A 20,930-nucleotide genomic window follows, 5' to 3' on the forward strand; every position below is an offset into this window, starting at 1 on the left:
TATGCCGAGCGACAGCGAGGCACCTAGTGGTGGGGTAAGAGCGTTTTGCTTACTTTTGCGCCCCAAAAGTGAGGCGCCGTAAGGGCGCAACCAATATCAGCCGTGACAGCGGTTACGGATATGTACACAAGAATTGCGACATGAAAGTTGTGTACATCGCTTATCGCGGGCAAGCCCAGCTCCCACAGGACTGCATTATCAGTTCAATCCCTGAGGATTACTGCTCACTCCTCATACCCCAGATTCGGCGCCAGCCAGCGCTCGGTTACGCTCAGGTCCTGACCTTTGCGCGCGGCGTAGCTTTCGACCTGATCCTTGTCGACCTTGCCCACGGCGAAGTACTGCGCCTGCGGGTGGGCGAAGTACCAGCCGCTGACCGCCGCTGCCGGGAACATGGCGTAGTGTTCGGTGAGGAACACGCCGCTTTTGCCCGGCTTGCCGTCCGGCATCGGGTCCAGCAGTTCGAACAGGGTGCCTTTCTCGGTATGGTCCGGGCAGGCTGGATAGCCGGGAGCAGGGCGTATGCCTGCGTATTGCTCTTTGATCAGCGCATCGTTGTCCAGTTGCTCATCCTTGGCATAACCCCAGTGCTCTTTACGCACTTGCTGGTGCAGCCACTCGGCGCAAGCTTCGGCGAGGCGATCGGCAAGGGCTTTGACCATGATTGCGTTGTAGTCATCGCCCGCATCCTGATAGGCCTTGGACACTTCTTCAGCGCCAATGCCCGCAGTGGTGATGAAGCCGCCCACGTAATCAGTGATGCCGCTGTCTTTCGGCGCAACGAAGTCAGCCAGCGAGAAGTTCGGCTTGCCGTCGGTCTTGATGATCTGCTGACGCAAGTGATGCAGCGTCGCCAGTGGCTGGCCGTCGTCGCCGTAGACTTCCAGGTCGTCATCATTCACCTGATTGGCCGGCCAGAAGCCAAACACGGCGCGGGCGCTGATGAGTTTTTCGTCGATCAGCTTGCGCAGCATTTGCTGGGCATCGGCGAACAATGACGTGGCGGCCTCACCGACCACTTCGTCAGTCAGGATGCGTGGGTACTTGCCTGCCAGATCCCAGGAGATGAAGAACGGCGTCCAGTCGATGTATTCGGCCAGCACGTCCAGATCGATATTTTCCAGCACCTTGGCACCGGTAAACGTCGGCTTCACCGGATTGTAAGCCGCCCAGTCAAACTGCGGCTTCTTGGCAACCGCTGCGCCGTAGCTCAGGCGTTCGGTGCGGGCGCTGCGAGCAGAAGTGCGCTCGCGAACCTCGACGTACTCAAGACGGGTTTTCTCGATGAAGGCCGGTTTCAGCTCTTTGGACAGCAGTTGCGTCGCCACGCCAACAGCACGAGAGGCGTCCGTCACGTAGACCACGGCATCGTTGCTGTACTTGGGCTCGATCTTCACCGCCGTGTGGGCTTTGGAGGTGGTCGCGCCGCCGATCATCAGAGGCAGGTGGAAGTCCTGACGCTGCATTTCCCGGGCAACATGAACCATTTCATCCAGCGACGGAGTAATCAGGCCCGACAGGCCAATGATGTCGCACTTCTGTTCTTTGGCAACTTGCAGGATTTTCTCTGCTGGGACCATCACGCCCAGGTCGACGATGTCGTAGCCGTTACAGCCCAGCACCACGCCCACGATGTTCTTGCCGATGTCGTGCACGTCGCCCTTCACCGTAGCCATGAGGATCTTGCCCTTGGCTTCCGGCTTGTCACCTTTTTCCAGCTCGATGAACGGAATCAGGTGGGCAACTGCTTGCTTCATTACGCGGGCGGACTTGACCACCTGCGGCAGGAACATTTTCCCCGAACCGAACAAGTCACCGACGATGTTCATGCCGGACATCAGCGGGCCTTCGATCACCTCGATCGGGCGGGCGAAGGACTGACGGGACTCCTCGGTGTCTTCAACGATGTGCGTCGTGATGCCTTTGACCAGCGCGTGTTCCAGGCGCTTGTTCACCGGCCAGCCGCGCCACTCTTCGGTTTCCGCTTCTTTAACGCTGCCATCGCCCTTGAACTTGTCGGCAATGGCCAGCAAGGCGTCGGTACCATCTTCGGTGCGATTGAGTACGACGTCTTCAACACAGTCGCGCAATTCGGCCGGAATCTGGTCGTAGATTTCCAGCTGCCCGGCGTTGACGATACCCATGCTCAGGCCGTTACGGATCGCGTACAGCAGGAACACCGAGTGAATCGCTTCCCGTACCGGGTTATTGCCGCGGAACGAGAACGATACGTTGGACACACCGCCCGACGTCAGTGCATAGGGCAGTTCATCGCGGATGTAGGCACAGGCATTGATAAAATCGACTGCGTAGTTGTTGTGCTCTTCGATACCGGTGGCGATGGCGAAGATGTTCGGGTCGAAGATGATGTCTTCCGGGGGGAAGCCAACTTCATTGACCAGAATATCGTAGGAGCGTTTGCAGATTTCTTTCTTGCGCGCTTCGGTATCGGCCTGACCGGCTTCGTCGAACGCCATGACCACAACCGCAGCACCGTAGCGCTTGCACAGCCTGGCGTGGTGAATGAACTGCTCGACGCCTTCCTTCATGCTGATGGAGTTGACGATGCCTTTGCCCTGGATGCACTTGAGGCCGGCTTCGATCACTTCCCATTTGGAGGAGTCGATCATGATCGGCACCCGGGAGATGTCCGGTTCACCGGCTATCAGGTTGAGGAAGGTCACCATGGCCTTCTTCGAATCCAGCATGCCTTCGTCCATGTTGATGTCGATCACCTGGGCACCTGCTTCGACCTGTTGCAAGGCGACTTCCAGGGCTTCGGTGTAGTTATCTTCACGGATCAGGCGGGCAAAGCGGGCGGAACCGGTGATGTTGGTCCGCTCGCCGACGTTGACGAACAGCGAGTTGCGATCGATGGTGAACGGCTCAAGACCGGACAGGCGACAGGCTTTCGGGATGTCCGGGATTTGTCGCGGCGCATAACCGGCGACGGCTTCGGCGATAGCCTTGATGTGCCCCGGTGTTGTACCGCAGCAGCCGCCGACAATGTTCAGGAAGCCGCTTTGGGCGAATTCTTCAATGATTTTTGCTGTCTGGCTTGGCAGTTCGTCGTATTCGCCAAACTCATTGGGCAGGCCCGCGTTAGGGTGCGCGGATACATAAGTGCTGGCCTTGTTCGACAGCTCTTGCAGGTAAGGGCGCAGATCGCTGGCGCCCAGCGCGCAGTTCAAGCCCACCGAGATCGGTTTTGCGTGGGCTACCGAGTTCCAGAACGCTTCAGTGGTTTGCCCGGACAGGGTACGTCCGGAGGCATCGGTGATGGTCCCGGAAATCATGATCGGCAATTCGAAGCCGATCTCTTCGAAGACGCCCTGCACGGCAAAGATCGCGGCCTTGGCGTTCAGGGTATCGAAAATGGTTTCGATCAGGATCAGGTCCGCGCCGCCTTCGATCAGACCACGTGTCGCTTCGGTGTAGTTTTCCACCAGCTCATCGAACGTGACGTTGCGATAACCAGGGTTGTTGACGTCCGGGGACAGCGAGCAGGTGCGGCTGGTCGGGCCGAGAACACCCGCGACGAAACGCGGCTTGTCTGGCGTTTCCAGGGTCTTGGCATCGGCGACTTTACGCGCCAGCCGAGCGCCTTCGACGTTCAGCTCGTAAACGATCTCTTCCATACCGTAGTCGGCCTGGGAAACCTGGGTGGCGTTGAACGTGTTGGTCTCGAGAATATCGGCACCGGCGTCCAGATAGGCCTTTTCGATAGCGCCGATCACATCCGGGCGCGTCAGCACCAGCAGGTCATTGTTGCCCTTGACGTCGCTTGGCCAGTCGGCAAAACGCTTGCCGCGATAGTCTTCTTCCTCAAGGCGATAGCTCTGGATCATGGTGCCCATGCCACCGTCAAGGATCAGGATCCTCTGCTGAAGAGCTTGCTGGAGAGCATGAAGACGGGCGGTGCGATCAGACATAGGGCTACCTGGAAAAGATCGATACAGAAAGGTCGAAATGATAGCAAACCCGAACGGTTTTGGTGTTGATAACACTTTGGTATGAATATCGCTCATGTTGGCGTGCGATATCCTCTGTAGAATTGCTGCGTTTTTTTACCTTTCTCGACCTTTTGGACGCTGGATATGCCGTATCGCTTCTTAATAAGCATCGCTGTGTTGTTGATCGGCATGTCTCAGGCCCAAGCGGTCGACCAGCCTGTGCAGCCGAACATTTCCTATGTTCGGGATATTCAGCCAATCCTTACCGAGAAGTGCGTGGCCTGTCATGCCTGCAACGACGCGCCATGCCAGTTGAATCTGGGGGCCGGGGAGGGCGTTGCTCGAGGCGCCAGCAAGATTCCGGTGTATGAAGGCGATCGCAGCGTTGCTCAGGCGCCCACCCGTTTGTTCATCGATGCCAATGGGCCGAAAGCCTGGGAGAGCAAGGGTTTTTACTCGGTGCTCGACGCCCAGGGAAGCCAGGCTGCATTAATGAGCAGAATGCTCGACCTGGGACGTAACGCACCGCTCGAGCCGAATGCGAAGATCCCGCCTGAAATCGTGCTGGGCCTGAATCGTGAAAACCTCTGCGCCCAGCCGGGGGAGTACAACGCATATGCCCAGGCGCACCCCAAAGAAGGTATGCCGCTGGCCGTCGCCGGGTTGAGCGACGCTGAGTACGAGACCCTGCAACGCTGGTTCGCTGCGGGCGCTCCGGTGGATGACAAGGCGCAAAGCCCCTCAATCAGTGAATTGTCGCAGATTGCCGAGTGGGAAGCTTTGCTCAATCAGCCAGGTTCGACTCAGGCGCTGGTGGGCCGCTGGTTGTACGAGCATCTGTTCCTCGCGCACATCTATTTTGCAGGCGGTGAGCCGGGGCATTTCTTTCAGTGGGTGCGCTCGCGCACGCCGAGCGGTCAGCCGATCGATGTGATAGCCACCCGCAGGCCGAACGACGATCCGGGAAGCGACTTCTATTACCGTCTTGAACAAGTCAAAGGGGTGATCGTTCACAAGACTCACATCACCTACCCGCTTGGCCCGCAGAAGATGGCCCGGGTCAAGCAGCTGTTCTACGGCAACGATTGGCACGTGGATTCGTTGCCAGGGTACGGCCCGGGGCGTCGTGCCAATCCGTTCGAAACCTTCGAGGCGATTCCTGCGGTCGCGCGTTATCAATTCATGCTGGATAACGCGGAATACTTCGTCCGCACGTTTATTCGCGGACCTGTGTGTCGCGGGCAGATTGCTACTGACGTGATTCGCGATCAGTTCTGGGTGATGTTCCAGGAGCCAGCCCACGACCGCTATATCTTCGATGCACGGTATCGCGGTCTGGCGACACCCTTGCTGGCCATGCCGGGGCAAAACGATGATGTGGGCAGTGTACTGAGCTTGTGGCACAGCTACAGAGACAAGCGCAACGAATATGAAGACCTGCGCCGCGACAGCTACGCCGACATGCCGCCCCCTGGCTGGGCGACATTATGGGCTGGCAACGATAACGCCTTGTTGACCGTCTTCCGCCACTTTGACAGTGCGTCGGTCAATAAAGGCCTGATCGGTGAAGTACCGCAGACGTTATGGCTGTTCGATTTCCCGCTGCTGGAGCGCACGTATTATCAGTTGGCGGTGAACTTCGATGTTTACGGCAACGTGTCGCATCAGGTTCAGACGCGGCTTTATTTCGACCTGATCCGCAATGGCGCCGAGGTTAACTTCTTGCGTCTGATGCCGGCCAACAAACGTGACGATATCTTGAGTGACTGGTATCGCAACGGCGGCAAAGTGAAGATGTGGCTCGACTATCAGAGCATCGACAATGACACGCCAAGCGGCATGAAACTGGACGAGAAGGATCCGAAACGCGATTTCGCCCTGAAGCTGGTAGAGCGTGCAGGTACGTTGAATGCTGCGCCGGACCCAATCAATCGCTGTTCAGGCGCTTACTGTTCGCGGGCGGGTATCAGTGACACTTTCGCTCAGGTCGAGCAGTCGCTGAGCCATCTCACTGGACGCCCGGCGGCAGGGTTGAAGGTTATTGATTTTTTGCCTGAAGCAACGATGCTGCGTATTGAAGATGGCACTGGCAAACGAACGATGTACAGCATGCTGCGCAACCGGTCCCATACCAACGTCGCGTTCTTGCTGGGTGAGTCCTATCGTTACCAGCCCGGCCTGGACACGTTGACGATTTATCCGGGGGTGTTGGCGAGCTACCCTAATTTCATGTTCAACGTGCCTGCCAGTCAGGTGCCTGAGTTTGTTCAGCTCATGCAGCAAGCCCGGCATCAGCAGGAGTTTGAGAAGATTGTTGAACGTTGGGGCGTGCGCCGTAGTAATCCGCAGTTCTGGGCGTACTTTCATGACCTGACTCGCTATATTCAGGAAACCGATCCTGTCGAGGCGGGGGTGATGGACATGAATCGGTACGAGAATCTGTAGATTTGCGCCGTCCTTATTGGGCAAGCCTCGCTCCCACATGAGATCGCATTTCTCATGTGGAAGATTCTATGTTGGCCCGGAAGCCGACGTGGGACCGGCTTTAGTCGGGAAGGCGGTATTTCTAACGATAGAGCTGTACTGCATGTACGAGCCTCTTCCCGGCTAAAGCCGGTCCCACGTCATCAGTGAATGCTGCACACCATGCTCCACATGGCCCGCAGCCATCTACCGCTGACCGGAAATCTCATTTTTTCATGACCTTTTAGGAACTATCACGGTCCGACCCCGTGAGTGTCCTTGTGCATGCTGATGTTTTTGCGGCCCTGGATTGTTGTTAAAAGAGGCAATGAGGTTTGTGATGTTGATTTCGGTTCAAGCCCTGCGGGCACTCGCCGCGTGGGTCGTTGTGTGTCATCACTTCATGCAGATTTTTTTCAATTTCCACGCCAGCGGCCCGGTTGGCGACTTCTTCGTGACGAAGGGGGCAGTGGGGGTTGATATCTTTTTCGTCATCAGTGGCCTGGTGATCTTCCTTTCTACTCAGAACAGTGAAATGCCTGCCAGCCGCTTTATGCTCAATCGCATTATCCGGATTGTCCCGGCGTACTGGTTCTACACCGCAGCCATGGGCTTGCTACTGGTGTTTGCAGCGCCGTTGCTGCCTCACCAGGTGATCAATTGGCAGACGTTCATGCTGTCGCTGTTTTTCATCCCGGCAGAGAATCCTGGCGGCTATGGCTTGTACCCCACGCTGAACGTAGGCTGGACGCTTAATTACGAGATGTTCTTCTATCTATTGTTCTCCACGGTTTTCCTGTTCAAGCAGCGTCATCGACCCTTGATTGTGGCTGCAGCGCTGTTTGCGGTGTGTGAGGTGCTGGCGCGTTCCGGGCTGATCAGCCGTTTCTACGGCAACGACATCATTTATGAGTTCTTGCTGGGCATTGGCATCGGCATCATTTATCGCAAGGGCTGGATCAAAGAAGGGTTCTGGCTACCGTTGCTGGGTATCGCCACAGGACTGGTGGTCATTTATCACTTGGGTGCTGATCAGCAGCGGTTGCTTAACTGGGGCCTGCCAAGTGCATTGATTGTGCTGTCGTGCATCGCCATGGAACCGGTATTCAGGGGTAACAAGGTTCTCAAAGTGCTGGGTGACTGTTCCTACTCGGTCTATCTGCTCCATGTTCTGGTGCTGTACGGCGGCTGGCTCGCCTCGCAACACTACGACCTCAATCCCTATCTGGTTTTCGCTATCTGCGTACCGGTCATCGCGCTGGGTGCATGGATCAGTTATGAATGGCTGGAGAAGGGCCTTTACCGGCGCATGAAAGGTTGGCTGGACGAAAGACGCGCCAGAAATGCTTCTCAAGCGCTTTCCTGACAAAAACACTAGGACTTTGTACGAAGCTGGGGATTGGCGTAAACTGCCCGCACGTCTGCGAGGAATTTTCATGACCGCTATTACAATTACCGATGCTGCCCACGATTACCTGGCCGATCTGCTGGAAAAGCAGAACACCCCGGGCATCGGCATCCGCGTGTTTATTACCCAACCTGGCACCCAGTACGCTGAAACCTGCATTGCCTACTGCAAGCCGGGCGAAGAAAAACCGGAAGACAAGGCCATTGGCCTGAAAAGCTTCACGGCCTGGATTGACGGCTTCAGCGAAAACTTTCTGGATGATGCCGTTGTTGATTACGCCACCGACCGCATGGGCGGCCAGCTGACGATCAAGGCACCCAACGCTAAAGTGCCAATGGTCAATGCTGATAGCCCGATCAACGAGCGCATCAACTATTACCTGCAAACCGAGATCAACCCAGGACTGGCCAGCCACGGCGGTCAGGTCACGTTGATTGACGTGGTTGAAGAGCAGGAACAGCACATCGCTGTTCTGCAATTTGGCGGCGGTTGCCAGGGTTGCGGCCAAGCTGACGTGACGCTGAAGGAAGGCATCGAGCGCACCTTGCTTGAGCGCATTCCAGAACTGCACGGCGTGCGTGACGTGACTGACCACACGCAGAAAGAAAACGCTTACTACTAAGCTGTTTGCTGCGCAGTATCAAAAGCCCCGACGTGTTCGGGGTTTTTTGTGTGATCGGGATACCTGAGCATGCTGCGGTTATAAGTTGGAATGCTAATCCTTTGTGGGAGCTGGGCTTGCCCGCGATGAGGTTGGTTAACTTTTAGATCGCGTCACCCTCATCGCGGGCGAGCCCGGCTCCCACAGTAAATTGTGCTTAACGCGTGCCCTCGTACTTCCTGAACAAATGCGCATGCCCGGCACGGTACAGCGATGACTCGCTGAATGCATCGCTGGACAGCACACGCCCCACCAGAATCAGCGCCGTGCGGCGAAAACCCTTCTCTTCAACCCTGGCTTCGATATCCGCCAGAGTGCCGACGACCCAGTCCTGATCCGGCCAGCTGGCGCGATGCACCACAGCGATCGGGCAATCTGCTCCGTAGTGGGGTGTCAGTTCGGCGACGATCTTCGACAGGTTATTGACCCCCAGATGAATCGCCATGGTTGCCTTGTGACGGGCAAGATCGGCCAGAGCTTCGCCTTCGGGCATCGACGTCTTGTCCGCGTAACGGGTCAGAACGACCGTCTGAGAAATATCCGGCAGGGTCAGTTCAGTCTCCAGCAACGCAGCACAGGCTGCAGTCGCCGTAACGCCCGGGATGATCTCGAACGGAATATTCAATTCACGCAAGTGGCGAATTTGCTCGCCAATAGCGCCATACAGGCTTGGGTCACCGGAGTGCACGCGGGCCACATCCTGGCCCTGTTCATGAGCAGATTTCATCAAGGCGATGATCTGTTCCAGGTGCAACTCGGCACTGTTGCTCACCTGAACCGCCTGGTGGCCTTCCAGAACGGCGGCAGGCACTAGCGAGCCTGCATAGATGATCACCGGGCAACTGCGGATCAGCCGCTGGCCTTTGACTGTGATCAGCTCAGGATCGCCGGGGCCTGCGCCGATGAAAAAGACCGTCATGAAGACTCCAGATGTGAAGGGGCAAAAATAGCGATTATCAGCGAATTGGCCGGGCAATGGCCAAAGCAAAAGTGGCTTGCGAGGATTTCTTGCGAGTTATCAGCAGCTCGGCAGCGCCTGACTGGCTTGCCGAAGCCAGCGCGGCGCTTTCTGCGATGCCATAGCAACCGGTGTATTCAAAGGCGATCTCTGAGCGATGACTGAGCTGCGACTCGTAGGCGGTCAATTGTTCCGGGCTGAAGAAACTCAACGGCAAATCAAGCTCAGTCGCTAATTCCAGCAGGCCTGGCTCCTGGCTTTTCAGGTCGATAGAGGCAAGGGCGCTGATGTCTTCACGGCGCAGATCATGACTTTCAAGGCTGCGCTCAATAAGCTCCAGCAGCGCCGCTGCGGAGCAACCACGTTGGCAACCCAAGCCTGCCACCAGGATCGGCCGCTTTTTATCAAACAACATATAACTCACTGAATTGAAATGTTTTTCTGTAGGAGCTCACGAGCATTGCGAGGCAGCGATGAGGGTGTATCTGGCGGGACGCCATCGCTGCCTCGCGGTGCTCATGAGCTCCTACAAGTCCAATGTTTGCTGCGAGACTGCTTATGTCAAACTTGCTCAAGATCAGGCAGGGTCGAGATCAGGATTGTTGCGACGGAACAGCCACGTGCTGATCAGCCCCATGGCGATCCAGAACACCGCGTTGGTCAGCAGCGAAGCCATCACGAATTGCGACTCCAGCGCTTCTGGTGCCAGGCTTTCATGGGTTTCAGGCTGCGGAGCGCCGATGAGGTGAGGCACTACCAGAATCGCAACGCCCAAGGCTTTCAAAAGCCAGTTCTGGGCAAAGACGATCAGCGCGAGAGCAACAGCCGTCGAGGCTGCCGTGCCGATCCACCAGATTTGTCGCTGATTGAGGTCCGCAGCAGCGGTGCCCGGCAGCTCAGGTGGCAGGCCCAGCGTTGGCGCCAGGGTAAACACGGCAAAACCGGCCAGCCCCCAGAACAGGCCTTGGGAGGTTTTGCCCGGCGCTCGCAAGGTGTACAGCGCAGCCAGCATCAGTGCGAAGCCGACCGCGACCACCAGATTGCCACCGGTGGTCGAGACGATGCGCTGCCAGCCGTCTTCCGGCGACCAGGCTTCGTCGTCATGCACGTGACCCGCCGGTGCGGCCTCGCCGTGAGCGTGCTCATGGACCTGCTCGGCAGGTGCGTTTTCATAGGTTTCAGCCTGCAGGATCAACGGCGTAATCCAGAAACTTTGCAGCAGGGTCAACAGCAGGGCGGCAAGCAGGCCAGTAAACCCGGCCGTTTGAGCGATTCGCTTGAACATGGCGTCAGGTCTCAATGGCAAGGAAAGGCGGCGCTGTGCCGGGTATCGTGGGCGGCATTGTGTACCGCTTCGATGTGGGAGAAACCGGCGAAGTACACAAGGCATGCGCCAAGAATCGCTGCGCTGATGGCGGCGGTCAGGCGTTGGCTTCGGGTGGTTGCAGTGCTGGCGGAATGGCTGGTTGTACTGATCGACATGGCGCTTCCCTCTGAATGTCGGCAAGCAGGCATGCGCAGCACTGTCCCGCTGACGAGTGTCAGGGGAGTGCAACTGCGCCCGCCCACCGCGGGTTCGTTATTTGTTTCATGTCGGGCCGGTCTCCGGGCTTGCGAGGGGGTGAGCGCTCGATGGCGTTCAACCTGCAAGAATCGCCTTCCCATGCCGTGATCGGCACAGTGGATCTGATTCTTCGCTCACTTACCGTTGCGGGGGCAGCGCCGGACTTGTACAGACCAAAGGCCTGAACGCACCGGTTTCCCGTTTCACCCTGTGAGGGGCACCCGTAACAAGGCGTGTAGGAGAGCACGCGCCTGCGGGGAACGTCAATCAGTTGATTGACCTGCCCGCAGTCACTGCGTAGCCTTGCAGGTTCGAGGTTCTCCAGCTGATCCAATGGCATGGAGCTAAGACGGGAACGCGGTCGATGCCGCGGCTGCCCCCGCAACTGTAAGCGGTGCTGATTTATCGCACAGTCTTTGCAAAGCCACTGCACAGCCTCTGTCTGTGCGGGAAGGCGCAATGACTGCCCCGGAGATACTCCAGGTGCGCCGCAAGCCAGGAGACCTGCCTCGATTCGGGCCTTGTGCCCGACGAATTCTCACTACAACCGGGCGGGGTGATCCGGTGGCGAATCGTATCTCTGTGGCTACACATCTGTGGCCACACAGGGTTTTCGTCCTGCTTGCCCGCCGTATTGCCAAAGGGCATCCGATGAAAACACTGGCCAAACTTCCCGTCACTATCGTTACCGGTTTCCTCGGTTCGGGCAAAACCACCTTGCTGCGCCACATGCTGGATAACGCTGAGGGCCGGCGCATTGCCGTGATCGTCAATGAGTTCGGCGAGCTGGGCATTGACGGCGAAATCCTCAAGCAATGCACCATCGGCTGCACTGAAGAAGAGGCGGTTGGCCGCGTTTACGAACTGGCCAACGGCTGCTTGTGCTGCACCGTGCAGGAAGAATTCTTCCCGGTCATGCGTGAACTGGTGGCACGGCGTGGCGATCTGGACCACATCCTCATCGAAACCTCCGGCCTGGCTCTGCCAAAACCACTGGTACAAGCCTTCCAGTGGCCAGAAATTCGTAATGCCTGCACCGTTGATGCGGTCATCACTGTCGTCGACAGCCCCGCAGTTCTCGCAGGTACGTTTGCTGCTTTCCCTGATCAGGTCGACGCACAGCGCAAGCTCGATCCGAACCTGGATCATGAATCGCCACTGCATGAGTTGTTTGCTGATCAACTGGCCAGCGCTGATCTGGTAATCCTCAACAAGTCCGACATGATCGACGCTGCCGGTCTGGCCGCCGTGCGTGCCGAAGTCTCCGAAGAGCTGCCGCCAGCGGTCAAGGTCATCGAAGCCAGCAGCGGTCGTCTGCCTATCAATGTCTTGCTGGGCCTGGGTGCTGAATCCGAACAGCATATCGATGGTCGCAAGACCCATCACGATCATCACGAAGGCGATGACCATGATGACCACGATCACGACGCGTTCGATTCCATTTCAATCAAACTGCCCGAAGCTGACGACAGTCTGTTGCTCGATGCACTGACCCAACTGGTCGTGCAGCACGGCATTCTGCGGGTCAAGGGTTTCGCCGCCATACCGGGCAAGCCGATGCGCTTGCTGATTCAGGGCGTGGGTACGCGTTTCGACAAGCACTTCGACCGCGCCTGGGGGGCTGACGAAGAGCGCGCCACTCATTTGGTATTGATTGGCCAGAAACTCGACGCTGCTGCGCTTGAATCCCAGCTGCGCGCTGCGCTAGCGGGTTGATTCATGCATCTGCTGAGAACCCAGCCCGGTGGTTTTGTACCGGACGACAGTATTGCCGACTTGGGGCAAACCCCCGCCGAGCTTGTGATTCTCTGCAGCGGTGATTCAAGCCTGGCACTGCTCGCCGAAGCGGCTCAGCAACTGCCGGACGATTACCCGAGCTTGCGTCTGGCTAACCCGATGCAGGTTCAAAACCACGCTTCGGTCGATCTCTATGTCGATGAGGTGCTGCGCCACGCCAAAGTGATTGTGATTTCACTGCACGGCGGGATCGGCTACTGGCGCTACGGCGTCGAACGCCTGATGGAGCTGGCAGCACGGGGCGTGCAAGTGATCATGGTGCCGGGTTGTGACCGCCATGACCCCGAGCTGACTGAGCGCAGCACTGCGCCCGCCGAGGATTGCCACCGCTTATGGCAGTTTCTGCGTCAGGGCGGCATGCACAACGCACTGGATTTCTACCGTTGTCTTGCTACTCGTATGCTGGATCGGGATTATCCGTGGTCCGAGCCAAAAGCCTTGCCGCGTACTGCGGTTTACCATCCCCAAGGCGTCAGCGCCGATCCTGAAATATGGTTCGCTGACTGGGTGATGGATCAGCCCGTCGTAGCGCTGCTGTTCTACCGTTCCCACTTGCAGGCCGCCAATACCGCGTTCATCGACGTGTTCTGCGCTCGTTTGCAGGCGCAAGGCTTGAACCCGTTGCCCATCGCCGTGGCCAGCCTCAAAGAGGCGGGTTGCATGACGGTGGTCGAGGATTGGCTGGACGATGTGGGCGCTGAGCTGATCCTGAATACCACAGGTTTTGCTCAGTCCAGCCCGGAAACCCCGCACCTGCGGCCCTTCAGGCGCAATGTGCCAGTGATTCAGGCGATTTGCGCCCAGGATAACGAACCTGGCTGGCGCGCCAGCGAGCAAGGCCTGGGTGCCCGCGATCTGGCCATGCACATTGCGTTGCCGGAGCTGGACGGGCGGATCATCAGTCGACCGATCAGCTTTAAGGATCTGGCCTGGCGCAGCGAGCGCAGTCAGTCGGATGTGGTCTGCTATCGCCCGCAGCCGGAGCGCATGGACTTTGTTGCTGAGCTGGCGCGTCGCTGGGTATTGCTTGGGCGTTTGCCGAACGCCGACAAGCGCGTTGCACTGATTCTGGCCAATTACCCCACCCGCGACGGGCGAATCGGCAATGGTGTCGGCCTCGATACGCCAGCGGCCGCACTTAATATCCTGCGTGCCATGCAGGGCGAGGGCTACCCGGTTGCCGGGTTGCCGGAAACCGGCACTGACCTGATTCACCAGTTGCTCGGCGGCGTGACCAATTATCTGGACAACGTTGATCTGCGTCCCTGTCACCAAAGCATGGCGCTCGATGAGTACACCGCGGCGTTTGAGCAATTGCCTCTGGCCAACCGTGAAGCGGTGATTGCCCGCTGGGGCGCGCCGGATAAAGACCCGATGTTCCGCAGTGGGCGGATGATGATTGCCGGGATCAGATTTGGCCTGACCTTTGTTGGTATTCAGCCCGCGCGGGGTTATCAGGTGGACGCCAGTGCGGTCTATCACGACCCTGATCTGGTCCCGCCCCATGGTTATCTGGCGTTCTATTTCTGGTTGCGTAAAGCCTACGGCGCACATGCGGTGGTGCATGTGGGCAAGCACGGCAATCTGGAATGGCTGCCGGGCAAGGGCGTCGGGCTGTCGGAGACTTGCTGGCCGGATGCGATTCTCGGCGCGATGCCAAACGTTTACCCATTCATCGTTAACGATCCGGGTGAGGGCGCTCAGGCAAAACGCCGCACGCAGGCGGTGATTATCGATCACCTTATGCCGCCGCTGACCCGGGCCGAAACCTACGGGCCGTTGCGCAATCTTGAGCTGCTCGCGGACGAGTACTACGAAGCACAGTTGCTTGATCCTCGTCGTGCTCTGGAACTGCAACGCGACATCCTCAAGCTGGTCCGCGAAACCCATATTGATCGGGAATTGGCGCTGGGTAATTCCTTACAGGATGAAGACGCCGCGATCTGGCTGCCACGGCTGGACACCTATCTGTGTGATCTGAAGGAATCCCAGATTCGCGACGGTCTGCATATCTTCGGTGAGTCACCCACCGGCCGCCTGCGTATCGATACCTTGCTGGCGTTGTTGCGTATTCCTCGAGGCGATGGCCGGGGCGCGCAATCGAGTCTGTTGCGGGCCTTGAGTAAAGCCTTTGAGCTGGGTTTCGACCCGCTGGACTGTGAGCTTGCCGAGCCCTGGCTGGCAGCCAGGCCGCCAGCGCTTCTCGCCATCAGCGCAGATCCATGGCGAACGGCGGGTGATACCCGCGAGCGTTTGGAGCTGTACGCTGCGTGGATGATTGAACAAGTAATCGACGATTTATATTTTGATATTCCTTTTGAAAACAAAGAGTTACTGGATATTGTTGATAGTTTAAAAGAAGTTGTGGCGCCGCGACTCGACGCATGTGGTCCGGCAGAGATTCAGGGTTTGCTGGATGCGCTACGCGGGCGCTTTGTACCCGCAGGCCCCAGCGGTGCGCCGAGTCGCGGGCGTATAGACGTGCTGCCTACCGGGCGTAACTTCTTTTCGGTCGATGTGCGAAATCTGCCCACCACCACCGCATGGCGTATTGGCTTCCAGTCAGCAAACTTGTTGCTGGAGAGGCACTTACAAGACAATGGTGATCATTTACGTCAACTTGGGTTGTCGGTTTGGGGCACCGCAACCATGCGCACGGGTGGCGACGATATCGCCCAGGCGATGGCGCTGATGGGGGTACGGCCGGTCTGGGCGACTGGCAGTCAGCGTGTCGATGACTTCGAGATTCTGCCGTTGAGCTTGCTGGATCGACCGCGTGTTGACGTGACGCTACGGGTCTCGGGTTTCTTCCGCGACGCCTTCGCCAACCTGATCCGCCTGTTCGACGCTGCGGTACAGGCTGTCGCTGCTCTGGACGAGCCAGACGACATGAACCCGTTGGCCGCCAAGGTTCGCGAAGAGCGTGCCGCGCTGTTGAAAAACGGCGTTGCTGATGACGAGGCTGCGCGTCAGGCAGGCTGGCGTATCTTCGGCGCCAAGCCCGGTGCTTATGGTGCGGGCGTGCAGGGCGCCATCGACGGTCGTTTATGGCAGAGCCGGGATGATCTGGCCGAGGTTTATCTGAACTGGGGCGGTTACGCTTATGGCGCGGCCGATGAAGGCACGCCCGCGCGTGAGCGCTTTGCGAAACGCTTGTCGCAGGTTCAGGCGGTGGTGCAGAACCAGGACAACCGCGAGCACGACCTGCTCGATTCGAACGACTATTACCAGTTCCAGGGTGGCATGCTCGCGGCCGCTGAAAGCCTCAGTGGCCAGAAGACCGCCAGCTACCATGGCGACCATAGCCAGCCGGACTTGCCGAAGATTCGTACGCTGAAGGAAGAGCTGAACCGGGTCATCCGCTCCCGGGCGGCGAATCCGAAATGGATCGACGGCGTCAAACGCCATGGTTATAAAGGCGCATTCGAGATGGCCGCCACTGTGAACTTCCTGTTTGCGTTCGATGCCACCACCGAATTGATTGACGACCATCAATATGCGCTTTTGGCCGATGCCTATCTGCTGGATCCGTCGACCCGGGAATTCATTCAGCAGCACAACCCTGATGCCTTGCGTGATATGACCGAACGTATGCTTGAAGCCCAGCAGCGTGGGCTATGGCAAGAGCCAGGTAATTATCGTGATGCGCTGGAAAGCCTGTTGCTGGATATAGAAGAGAGCTGATGACGTTGCCTGACAAGATTCTGAGCGACACCCCGCATTTCCCGCTGGCTGCAGTGGTGGGTGCCGACGAACTGAAACTGGCGCTGTGCCTGACCGCCATTGACCCGAAAATCGGCGGTGTGCTGATTGAAGGGCCGCGGGGCATGGCGAAATCGACGCTGGCACGGGGGCTGGCGGACTTACTGGCAAGCGGGCAGTTTGTCACGCTGCCGTTAGGCGCTACCGAAGAACGGCTGGTGGGTACCCTGGATCTGGACGCTGCGTTGGGCGCAGGTCGGGCGGAGTTTTCACCTGGCGTGCTGGCCAAGGCCGATGGCGGCGTGCTGTATGTCGATGAAGTGAACCTGTTGGCTGATCATCTGGTTGACCTGCTGCTGGACGTTGCTGCCAGCGGCGTGAATCTGGTGGAGCGTGACGGCATCTCTCATCGTCATCCGGCGCGGTTCGTGCTGATTGGCACCATGAACCCTGAAGAGGGTGAACTGCGGCCACAGTTACTGGATCGCTTCGGCCTGAACGTGGCGCTGGGCGGGCAGACATTGCCGGCCGAGCGTGGGCAAATCATCCGCCGGCGTCTGGACTTCGACAGCGATCCGCAGGCCTTTTGCGCGCAGTGGAGTGATCAGCAGCAGGCCCTGAAACTGCGCTGCGAGCAGGCGCGCAGTATTCTGGGCAACATCGCGCTGGATGATCAGTCACTCGCTGTCATTACCGAGCGCTGTTTTGCTGCGGGTGTCGATGGTATGCGTGCTGATCTGGTCTGGCTGAGAGCTGCCCGTGCCCATGCGGCATGGCGCGGTGTTTCGGTCATTGAAGAGCAGGACATCGACGCCGTGGCAGAGTTTGCCTTGCGTCATCGGCGTCGTAACTCTCCTCAAGAGCAGCAGGCACCGCAACAACCTGCATGGCAGCAAAACCCGCCTACACACACTCAACAGTCCGCGCCGGATCAAGGGCAGGGCAGTTGGGGGGAATTGCCAGCGCAGGCCATGCCGACAGGCGTGCGTCGTGAAGTGCCGAGCTGGCCAAAAAAGCCTTAGGCATCCGTCCTCGCACAGTTCCGGGGGCGGATGCCAAGCCCCGGCGCGGTAAAGTGGCGGGTGGTCGAACCGGGGCGTTACGCAGCGGAGCTGACGGAGCGATTGCCTGGTTGCCGACGCTGTTGCGCGGACGGCCCAAGGTCCGCGCCGACCTGATCCGTCAACCACGAAGCCAGCACGCCAATGAGCTGTGGCTGGTGATCGTCGATGCATCGGCTTCCACCAAGCGCCATCAAATGCTGCGCGAGGCCAAAGGTCTGCTGGCCGAACTGTTTGATGACGCCTATCGCCGCCGTGTGCGTCTGGCGCTGCTGACGGCCAGCGGCAACACTCCGCGCTGGCAGCATCAAGGGCTCAAAGCGTCGCGGGCATTGCAACCCTGGCTGGATGAACTGGGTGCAGGTGGCGGCACGCCGTTAATCGCTGCGTTTGATCAGGCTCGCCAATGGCTGGATAAACGTCAGAAGCAGCATCCTGCCGAAAAACAGCGTCTGCTGGTCATGACAGATGGGCGGGTGAAAGACTCGGGCGGGCTATCGGCCTTCAACTGTCCGGGCTTGCTGATCGATATTGAAAGCGGACCGATTCGACTGGGGAGGGCGCAACAGATAGCGATGGGGCTGGGGATTGAGTATCAGCACATTAATGAACTGAAGACTCGCTAGGCCCGTAGAACTCTCGAACCGCTGCGATACGATCTACTACCTGGAATGCCATCCGGTAGGAGCTGCCGAAGGCTGCGATGCGTCTGTTCTGACACTCCGCCATCGCGGCCTGCGGCAGCTCCTGCCGGGTACTGCGATTGCTTCAGGCTGGCATGGTCCACGGCTCAAGGCGGTGGCCTTCATTGCTGATTTCAGCACGGGCCAGTTCAAGCTCGTTGGCCAGGCGTTTGGCATCCGAATAGGTGCTGCGTGCGATCTGGCGGCGACCAATACGATTGCTGGTACGGTCGATGACCGTCAGGCTCAGCTCGCCGTTACCGTCTTGCGGTGCCCAGGCGACGCATTGGAAAGGTTCAAAAGCGTGTCCAGCGATCAAGAGTGCATCGTTGAAGCGCAATGGGGCGTTCATGGTTATTTCCTCAAAGTGCCCGTATCAAATTTGAGCGCTGTCGGTTGGGCTTACCGTTCAGCGGGTTACTTGTGTTGATGACCCCCGACACCTTTCAAGTCACACAGCTCGCCGATTATTTTCAAATTTTTTTACATGCCCCCTGTATTCACGGCCTCCGGCACCGAGGTTCGACGAATATTCAGCAACCCGCGCCGCATAAAAAACGCCCGCCCGCCATTCATGAACAGCTAATTACCTTTCGATCTGAACCATATAGTCAAACAGTCCAAGCGACTGTCAAATATTTGCTAATGTTCAAATCGTTAGTTGCAACTACCTGTTTATAAAATGATTTTACTCATCTGATTTTCAATCGCGGCGCCAAGGAATCCCCATGCATGAATCGGCACCACCACTGCGACGCTTGTTAATTGTTGATCCGTGCGACGATTGTCATCAGCTTATTCCCGTCCTGCGTGCCGCGGGCTGGGATGTCGATAGCAGTACGGTTGAATCCGCTGTCAGTCGCAGTTGCGACGTGGGCTTGATTCGCCTGATGCCTTATCACTTCGAGCATCCGGAGGTCGTCAAGGATCTGATCACGCGCAGTCACACCGAATGGATCGCGGTATTGAGCCCGGACGACCTGCGTCGGGAGAAAATCGGTGATTTTGTCTGCAAATGGTTTTTTGACTTTCATACATTGCCGTTTGACGTCGCGCGCATGCAGGTCACCCTGGGTCGTGCCTACGGCATGGCGCGTTTGCGTGCACAGGGCGCCGTCTTTGTATCGGGGCCAGAACACGAGATGCTCGGCGAGAGTCGTCCGATCCGTGAGCTGCGCAGGCTGCTGAGCAAGCTGGCACCTACGGAGTCGCCGGTATTGATTCGCGGTGAGCCGGGCACCGGCAAAGAACTGGTGGCGCGCACCCTGCATTCTCAATCGCAACGGCGCAGCAAGCCGTTCGTTGCAATCAACTGCGCGACTACGCCGGAGCACTTGCTCCAGGGCGAATTGTTCGGCTATGAGAAAGGCGCGTTCGAAGGCGCAAACGAGCTGAAAATCGGCAGCATCGAGGCCGCCGATGGCGGTACCTTGTTTCTCGATGAAATCGGCGATTTACCCATGGAGCTGCAAGCCAATCTGCTGCGCTTTCTGCAGGACAAACAGGTCGAGCGCGTCGGCGGACGAGAAGCCATTTCCGTAGATGTGAGGGTTCTGGCAGCTACCCATGTCGATCTAGAGTCGGCCATCCGTAAAAAACGTTTTCGCGAGGACTTGTATTACCGCCTGAACGTTCTTCAGGTGGGGACCGCGCCGTTGCGTGAGCGGCACGGTGATCTGGCGTTGCTGGCCAATCATTTTGCGCATTTTTATAGCCAGGAAACCGGACGTCGCGTGCGCAACTTCAGTCAGGACGCATTGGTCGCAATGGGTAAGCATGACTGGCCGGGCAATGTGCGCGAGTTGGCCAATCGAGTTCGCCGTGGGCTGGTGCTTGCCGAGGGCCGGCAGATTGAAGCGGCTGACCTGGGTTTGCTCGGTGAGGACGATATCGTCAGTACCATGGGCACCCTGGAGGACTATAAGTCCCGGGCCGAGCGTCAGGCCTTGTGTGATGTATTGACCCGTCACAGCGACAACCTGAGTGTCGCTGCCAAGGTACTGGGGATTTCCCGGCCGACGTTCTACCGGTTGCTGCACAAGCACCAGATTCGTTGAGCCTCAAGCGTGCTCGAGTAGATGTTCGACCGCGGCGAAGGCCTGCTCACGGCGTTGCTGCCAGTCACCGCCAATCACTTGCCAGGTCTGCTGATGTTGTTCAAGCCAGTGCAGCGTGTCGCGGAAAAACGTTTGTCGTGACACAAACTCAGGCTGGCAACGTTGGCCATCGCCGACCCATTCGACACCGCTCGGGTCGAGCAGGAGATGCAGGTCATAGTGTTGCGCCAGCAGTGCAGGCTCGATCCACGCAGGGCAATCGCCAAATAACGTCTGACTCCAAAGAATATTGCTCAATAGATGCGTATCGAGAATCAGCAATTGGGGCTCAGTAGCGCGAGCGGCGTTTTCGTTGTCCAGTTGGCCTTGAGCGATTAGAGGAATGTCTGCGTAGGTCGTGTCCCGTTGATTCTGCTCGATGAAGAAACGCACATACTCACCCACCAGAACCCCGCCGAAGCAGCGCTGTATTTCTGCTGCCAGCCAGCTTTTGCCGCTGGACTCAGGGCCTGTCAGCACAACAACTTTCATCAAGTCGCGACCTTTTCCGGAACTAGAATGGCGCCTGCGGCCATTGCGGTGGTTTTGAGTCCGGGCATTGCGATTGCCCGGAGGTGGAAAAC

15 protein-coding genes and 2 riboswitches are annotated in these 20,930 nt (G+C 58.1%); of the genes, 8 read left to right on the forward strand and 7 right to left on the reverse strand.

The annotated features are described in order from the left end of the window. Positions 1-224: 224 nt before the first annotated feature. Complete coding sequence (gene metH, locus AUC60_RS01180) at positions 225-3,932, reverse strand: methionine synthase (RefSeq protein WP_087264186.1); 3,708 nt, start codon at positions 3,930-3,932, stop codon at positions 225-227. Between the two features lie 165 nt (positions 3,933-4,097). Here metH and AUC60_RS01185 point away from each other — a divergent pair, with 165 nt between their 5' ends. From AUC60_RS01185 to nfuA, 3 genes are all read left to right on the forward strand, one after another. Further along, a complete protein-coding gene (locus AUC60_RS01185; protein WP_087264187.1) occupies positions 4,098-6,398 on the forward strand; it encodes a fatty acid cis/trans isomerase in 2,301 nt (766 codons plus the stop codon). 358 nt (positions 6,399-6,756) lie between these two features. Beyond that, positions 6,757-7,782: an acyltransferase family protein gene (locus tag AUC60_RS01190; protein ID WP_087264189.1), complete on the forward strand. Its 1,026-nt coding sequence runs from the start codon at positions 6,757-6,759 to the stop codon at positions 7,780-7,782. Positions 7,783-7,852: 70 nt separating this feature from the next. Beyond that, positions 7,853-8,446, forward strand: coding sequence for a Fe-S biogenesis protein NfuA (nfuA, locus tag AUC60_RS01195; RefSeq protein ID WP_027902653.1), 594 nt, complete (start codon positions 7,853-7,855; stop codon positions 8,444-8,446). A 196-nt stretch (positions 8,447-8,642) separates the two neighbouring features. Here the strand turns inward: nfuA and cobM are convergent, their stop codons facing one another. The 4 genes from cobM to AUC60_RS01215 all read right to left on the reverse strand — a co-directional run bounded on the left by cobM (position 8,643) and on the right by AUC60_RS01215 (position 10,925). Beyond that, positions 8,643-9,404, reverse strand: a complete 762-nt coding sequence (gene cobM / locus AUC60_RS01200; protein ID WP_087264190.1) for a precorrin-4 C(11)-methyltransferase — start codon at positions 9,402-9,404, stop codon at positions 8,643-8,645. 37 nt (positions 9,405-9,441) lie between these two features. Beyond that, positions 9,442-9,858 carry a cobalamin biosynthesis protein gene (locus AUC60_RS01205; protein WP_087264192.1) on the reverse strand — a complete coding sequence of 139 codons (417 nt, stop codon included), beginning with the start codon at positions 9,856-9,858 and terminating at the stop codon, positions 9,442-9,444. Positions 9,859-10,020: 162 nt separating this feature from the next. Next, a complete protein-coding gene (locus AUC60_RS01210) occupies positions 10,021-10,728 on the reverse strand; it encodes a CbtA family protein (RefSeq protein WP_087264193.1) in 708 nt (235 codons plus the stop codon). Between the two features lie 11 nt (positions 10,729-10,739). After that, on the reverse strand, positions 10,740-10,925 hold the full coding sequence (locus tag AUC60_RS01215) for a CbtB domain-containing protein (RefSeq protein WP_087264194.1): 186 nt from the start codon (positions 10,923-10,925) through the stop codon (positions 10,740-10,742). A gap of 97 nt (positions 10,926-11,022) precedes the next feature. Next, positions 11,023-11,247, reverse strand: a riboswitch (cobalamin riboswitch). Between the two features lie 57 nt (positions 11,248-11,304). Continuing rightward, positions 11,305-11,533, forward strand: a riboswitch (cobalamin riboswitch). A 125-nt stretch (positions 11,534-11,658) separates the two neighbouring features. Here AUC60_RS01215 and cobW point away from each other — a divergent pair. The 4 genes from cobW to AUC60_RS01235 are packed head-to-tail and all read left to right on the forward strand — an operon-like array spanning position 11,659 to position 18,193. Further along, positions 11,659-12,723, forward strand: a complete 1,065-nt coding sequence (gene cobW, locus AUC60_RS01220; RefSeq protein ID WP_087264196.1) for a cobalamin biosynthesis protein CobW — start codon at positions 11,659-11,661, stop codon at positions 12,721-12,723. 3 nt (positions 12,724-12,726) lie between these two features. Beyond that, on the forward strand, positions 12,727-16,488 hold the full coding sequence (gene cobN, locus AUC60_RS01225) for a cobaltochelatase subunit CobN (protein WP_087264197.1): 3,762 nt from the start codon (positions 12,727-12,729) through the stop codon (positions 16,486-16,488). Between the two features lie 20 nt (positions 16,489-16,508). Continuing rightward, positions 16,509-17,528 carry a magnesium chelatase ATPase subunit I gene (locus tag AUC60_RS01230; RefSeq protein WP_405622774.1) on the forward strand — a complete coding sequence of 340 codons (1,020 nt, stop codon included), beginning with the start codon at positions 16,509-16,511 and terminating at the stop codon, positions 17,526-17,528. Positions 17,529-17,581: 53 nt separating this feature from the next. Then, positions 17,582-18,193 carry a vWA domain-containing protein gene (locus tag AUC60_RS01235; protein WP_087264200.1) on the forward strand — a complete coding sequence of 204 codons (612 nt, stop codon included), beginning with the start codon at positions 17,582-17,584 and terminating at the stop codon, positions 18,191-18,193. A gap of 142 nt (positions 18,194-18,335) precedes the next feature. Here the strand turns inward: AUC60_RS01235 and AUC60_RS01240 are convergent, their stop codons facing one another. Then, the gene (locus AUC60_RS01240) at positions 18,336-18,602 is read right to left on the reverse strand and encodes a hypothetical protein (RefSeq protein ID WP_027901210.1); all 267 of its coding nucleotides are present in this window, start codon (positions 18,600-18,602) and stop codon (positions 18,336-18,338) included. 376 nt (positions 18,603-18,978) lie between these two features. Between AUC60_RS01240 and AUC60_RS01245 the strand changes: the two genes are divergently transcribed. Continuing rightward, positions 18,979-20,307: a sigma-54 dependent transcriptional regulator gene (locus AUC60_RS01245; protein ID WP_087264201.1), complete on the forward strand. Its 1,329-nt coding sequence runs from the start codon at positions 18,979-18,981 to the stop codon at positions 20,305-20,307. Positions 20,308-20,310: 3 nt separating this feature from the next. Here the strand turns inward: AUC60_RS01245 and AUC60_RS01250 are convergent, their stop codons facing one another. Beyond that, the gene (locus tag AUC60_RS01250) at positions 20,311-20,838 is read right to left on the reverse strand and encodes an AAA family ATPase (protein WP_087264203.1); all 528 of its coding nucleotides are present in this window, start codon (positions 20,836-20,838) and stop codon (positions 20,311-20,313) included. Positions 20,839-20,930 lie beyond the last annotated feature (92 nt).

The organism is Pseudomonas caspiana (assembly GCF_002158995.1).
Classification (GTDB): Bacteria; Pseudomonadota; Gammaproteobacteria; order Pseudomonadales; family Pseudomonadaceae; genus Aquipseudomonas; species Aquipseudomonas caspiana.

Coding starts and splice junctions, on each gene's coding strand:
- metH (WP_087264186.1), bottom strand. CDS start 3,932: ATGTCTGATCGCACCGCCCGTCTTCATGCTCTCCAGCAAGCTCTTCAG.
- AUC60_RS01185 (WP_087264187.1), top strand. CDS start 4,098: ATGCCGTATCGCTTCTTAATAAGCATCGCTGTGTTGTTGATCGGCATG.
- AUC60_RS01190 (WP_087264189.1), top strand. CDS start 6,757: ATGTTGATTTCGGTTCAAGCCCTGCGGGCACTCGCCGCGTGGGTCGTT.
- nfuA (WP_027902653.1), top strand. CDS start 7,853: ATGACCGCTATTACAATTACCGATGCTGCCCACGATTACCTGGCCGAT.
- cobM (WP_087264190.1), bottom strand. CDS start 9,404: ATGACGGTCTTTTTCATCGGCGCAGGCCCCGGCGATCCTGAGCTGATC.
- AUC60_RS01205 (WP_087264192.1), bottom strand. CDS start 9,858: ATGTTGTTTGATAAAAAGCGGCCGATCCTGGTGGCAGGCTTGGGTTGC.
- AUC60_RS01210 (WP_087264193.1), bottom strand. CDS start 10,728: ATGTTCAAGCGAATCGCTCAAACGGCCGGGTTTACTGGCCTGCTTGCC.
- AUC60_RS01215 (WP_087264194.1), bottom strand. CDS start 10,925: ATGTCGATCAGTACAACCAGCCATTCCGCCAGCACTGCAACCACCCGA.
- cobW (WP_087264196.1), top strand. CDS start 11,659: ATGAAAACACTGGCCAAACTTCCCGTCACTATCGTTACCGGTTTCCTC.
- cobN (WP_087264197.1), top strand. CDS start 12,727: ATGCATCTGCTGAGAACCCAGCCCGGTGGTTTTGTACCGGACGACAGT.
- AUC60_RS01240 (WP_027901210.1), bottom strand. CDS start 18,602: ATGAACGCCCCATTGCGCTTCAACGATGCACTCTTGATCGCTGGACAC.
- AUC60_RS01245 (WP_087264201.1), top strand. CDS start 18,979: ATGCATGAATCGGCACCACCACTGCGACGCTTGTTAATTGTTGATCCG.
- AUC60_RS01250 (WP_087264203.1), bottom strand. CDS start 20,838: ATGAAAGTTGTTGTGCTGACAGGCCCTGAGTCCAGCGGCAAAAGCTGG.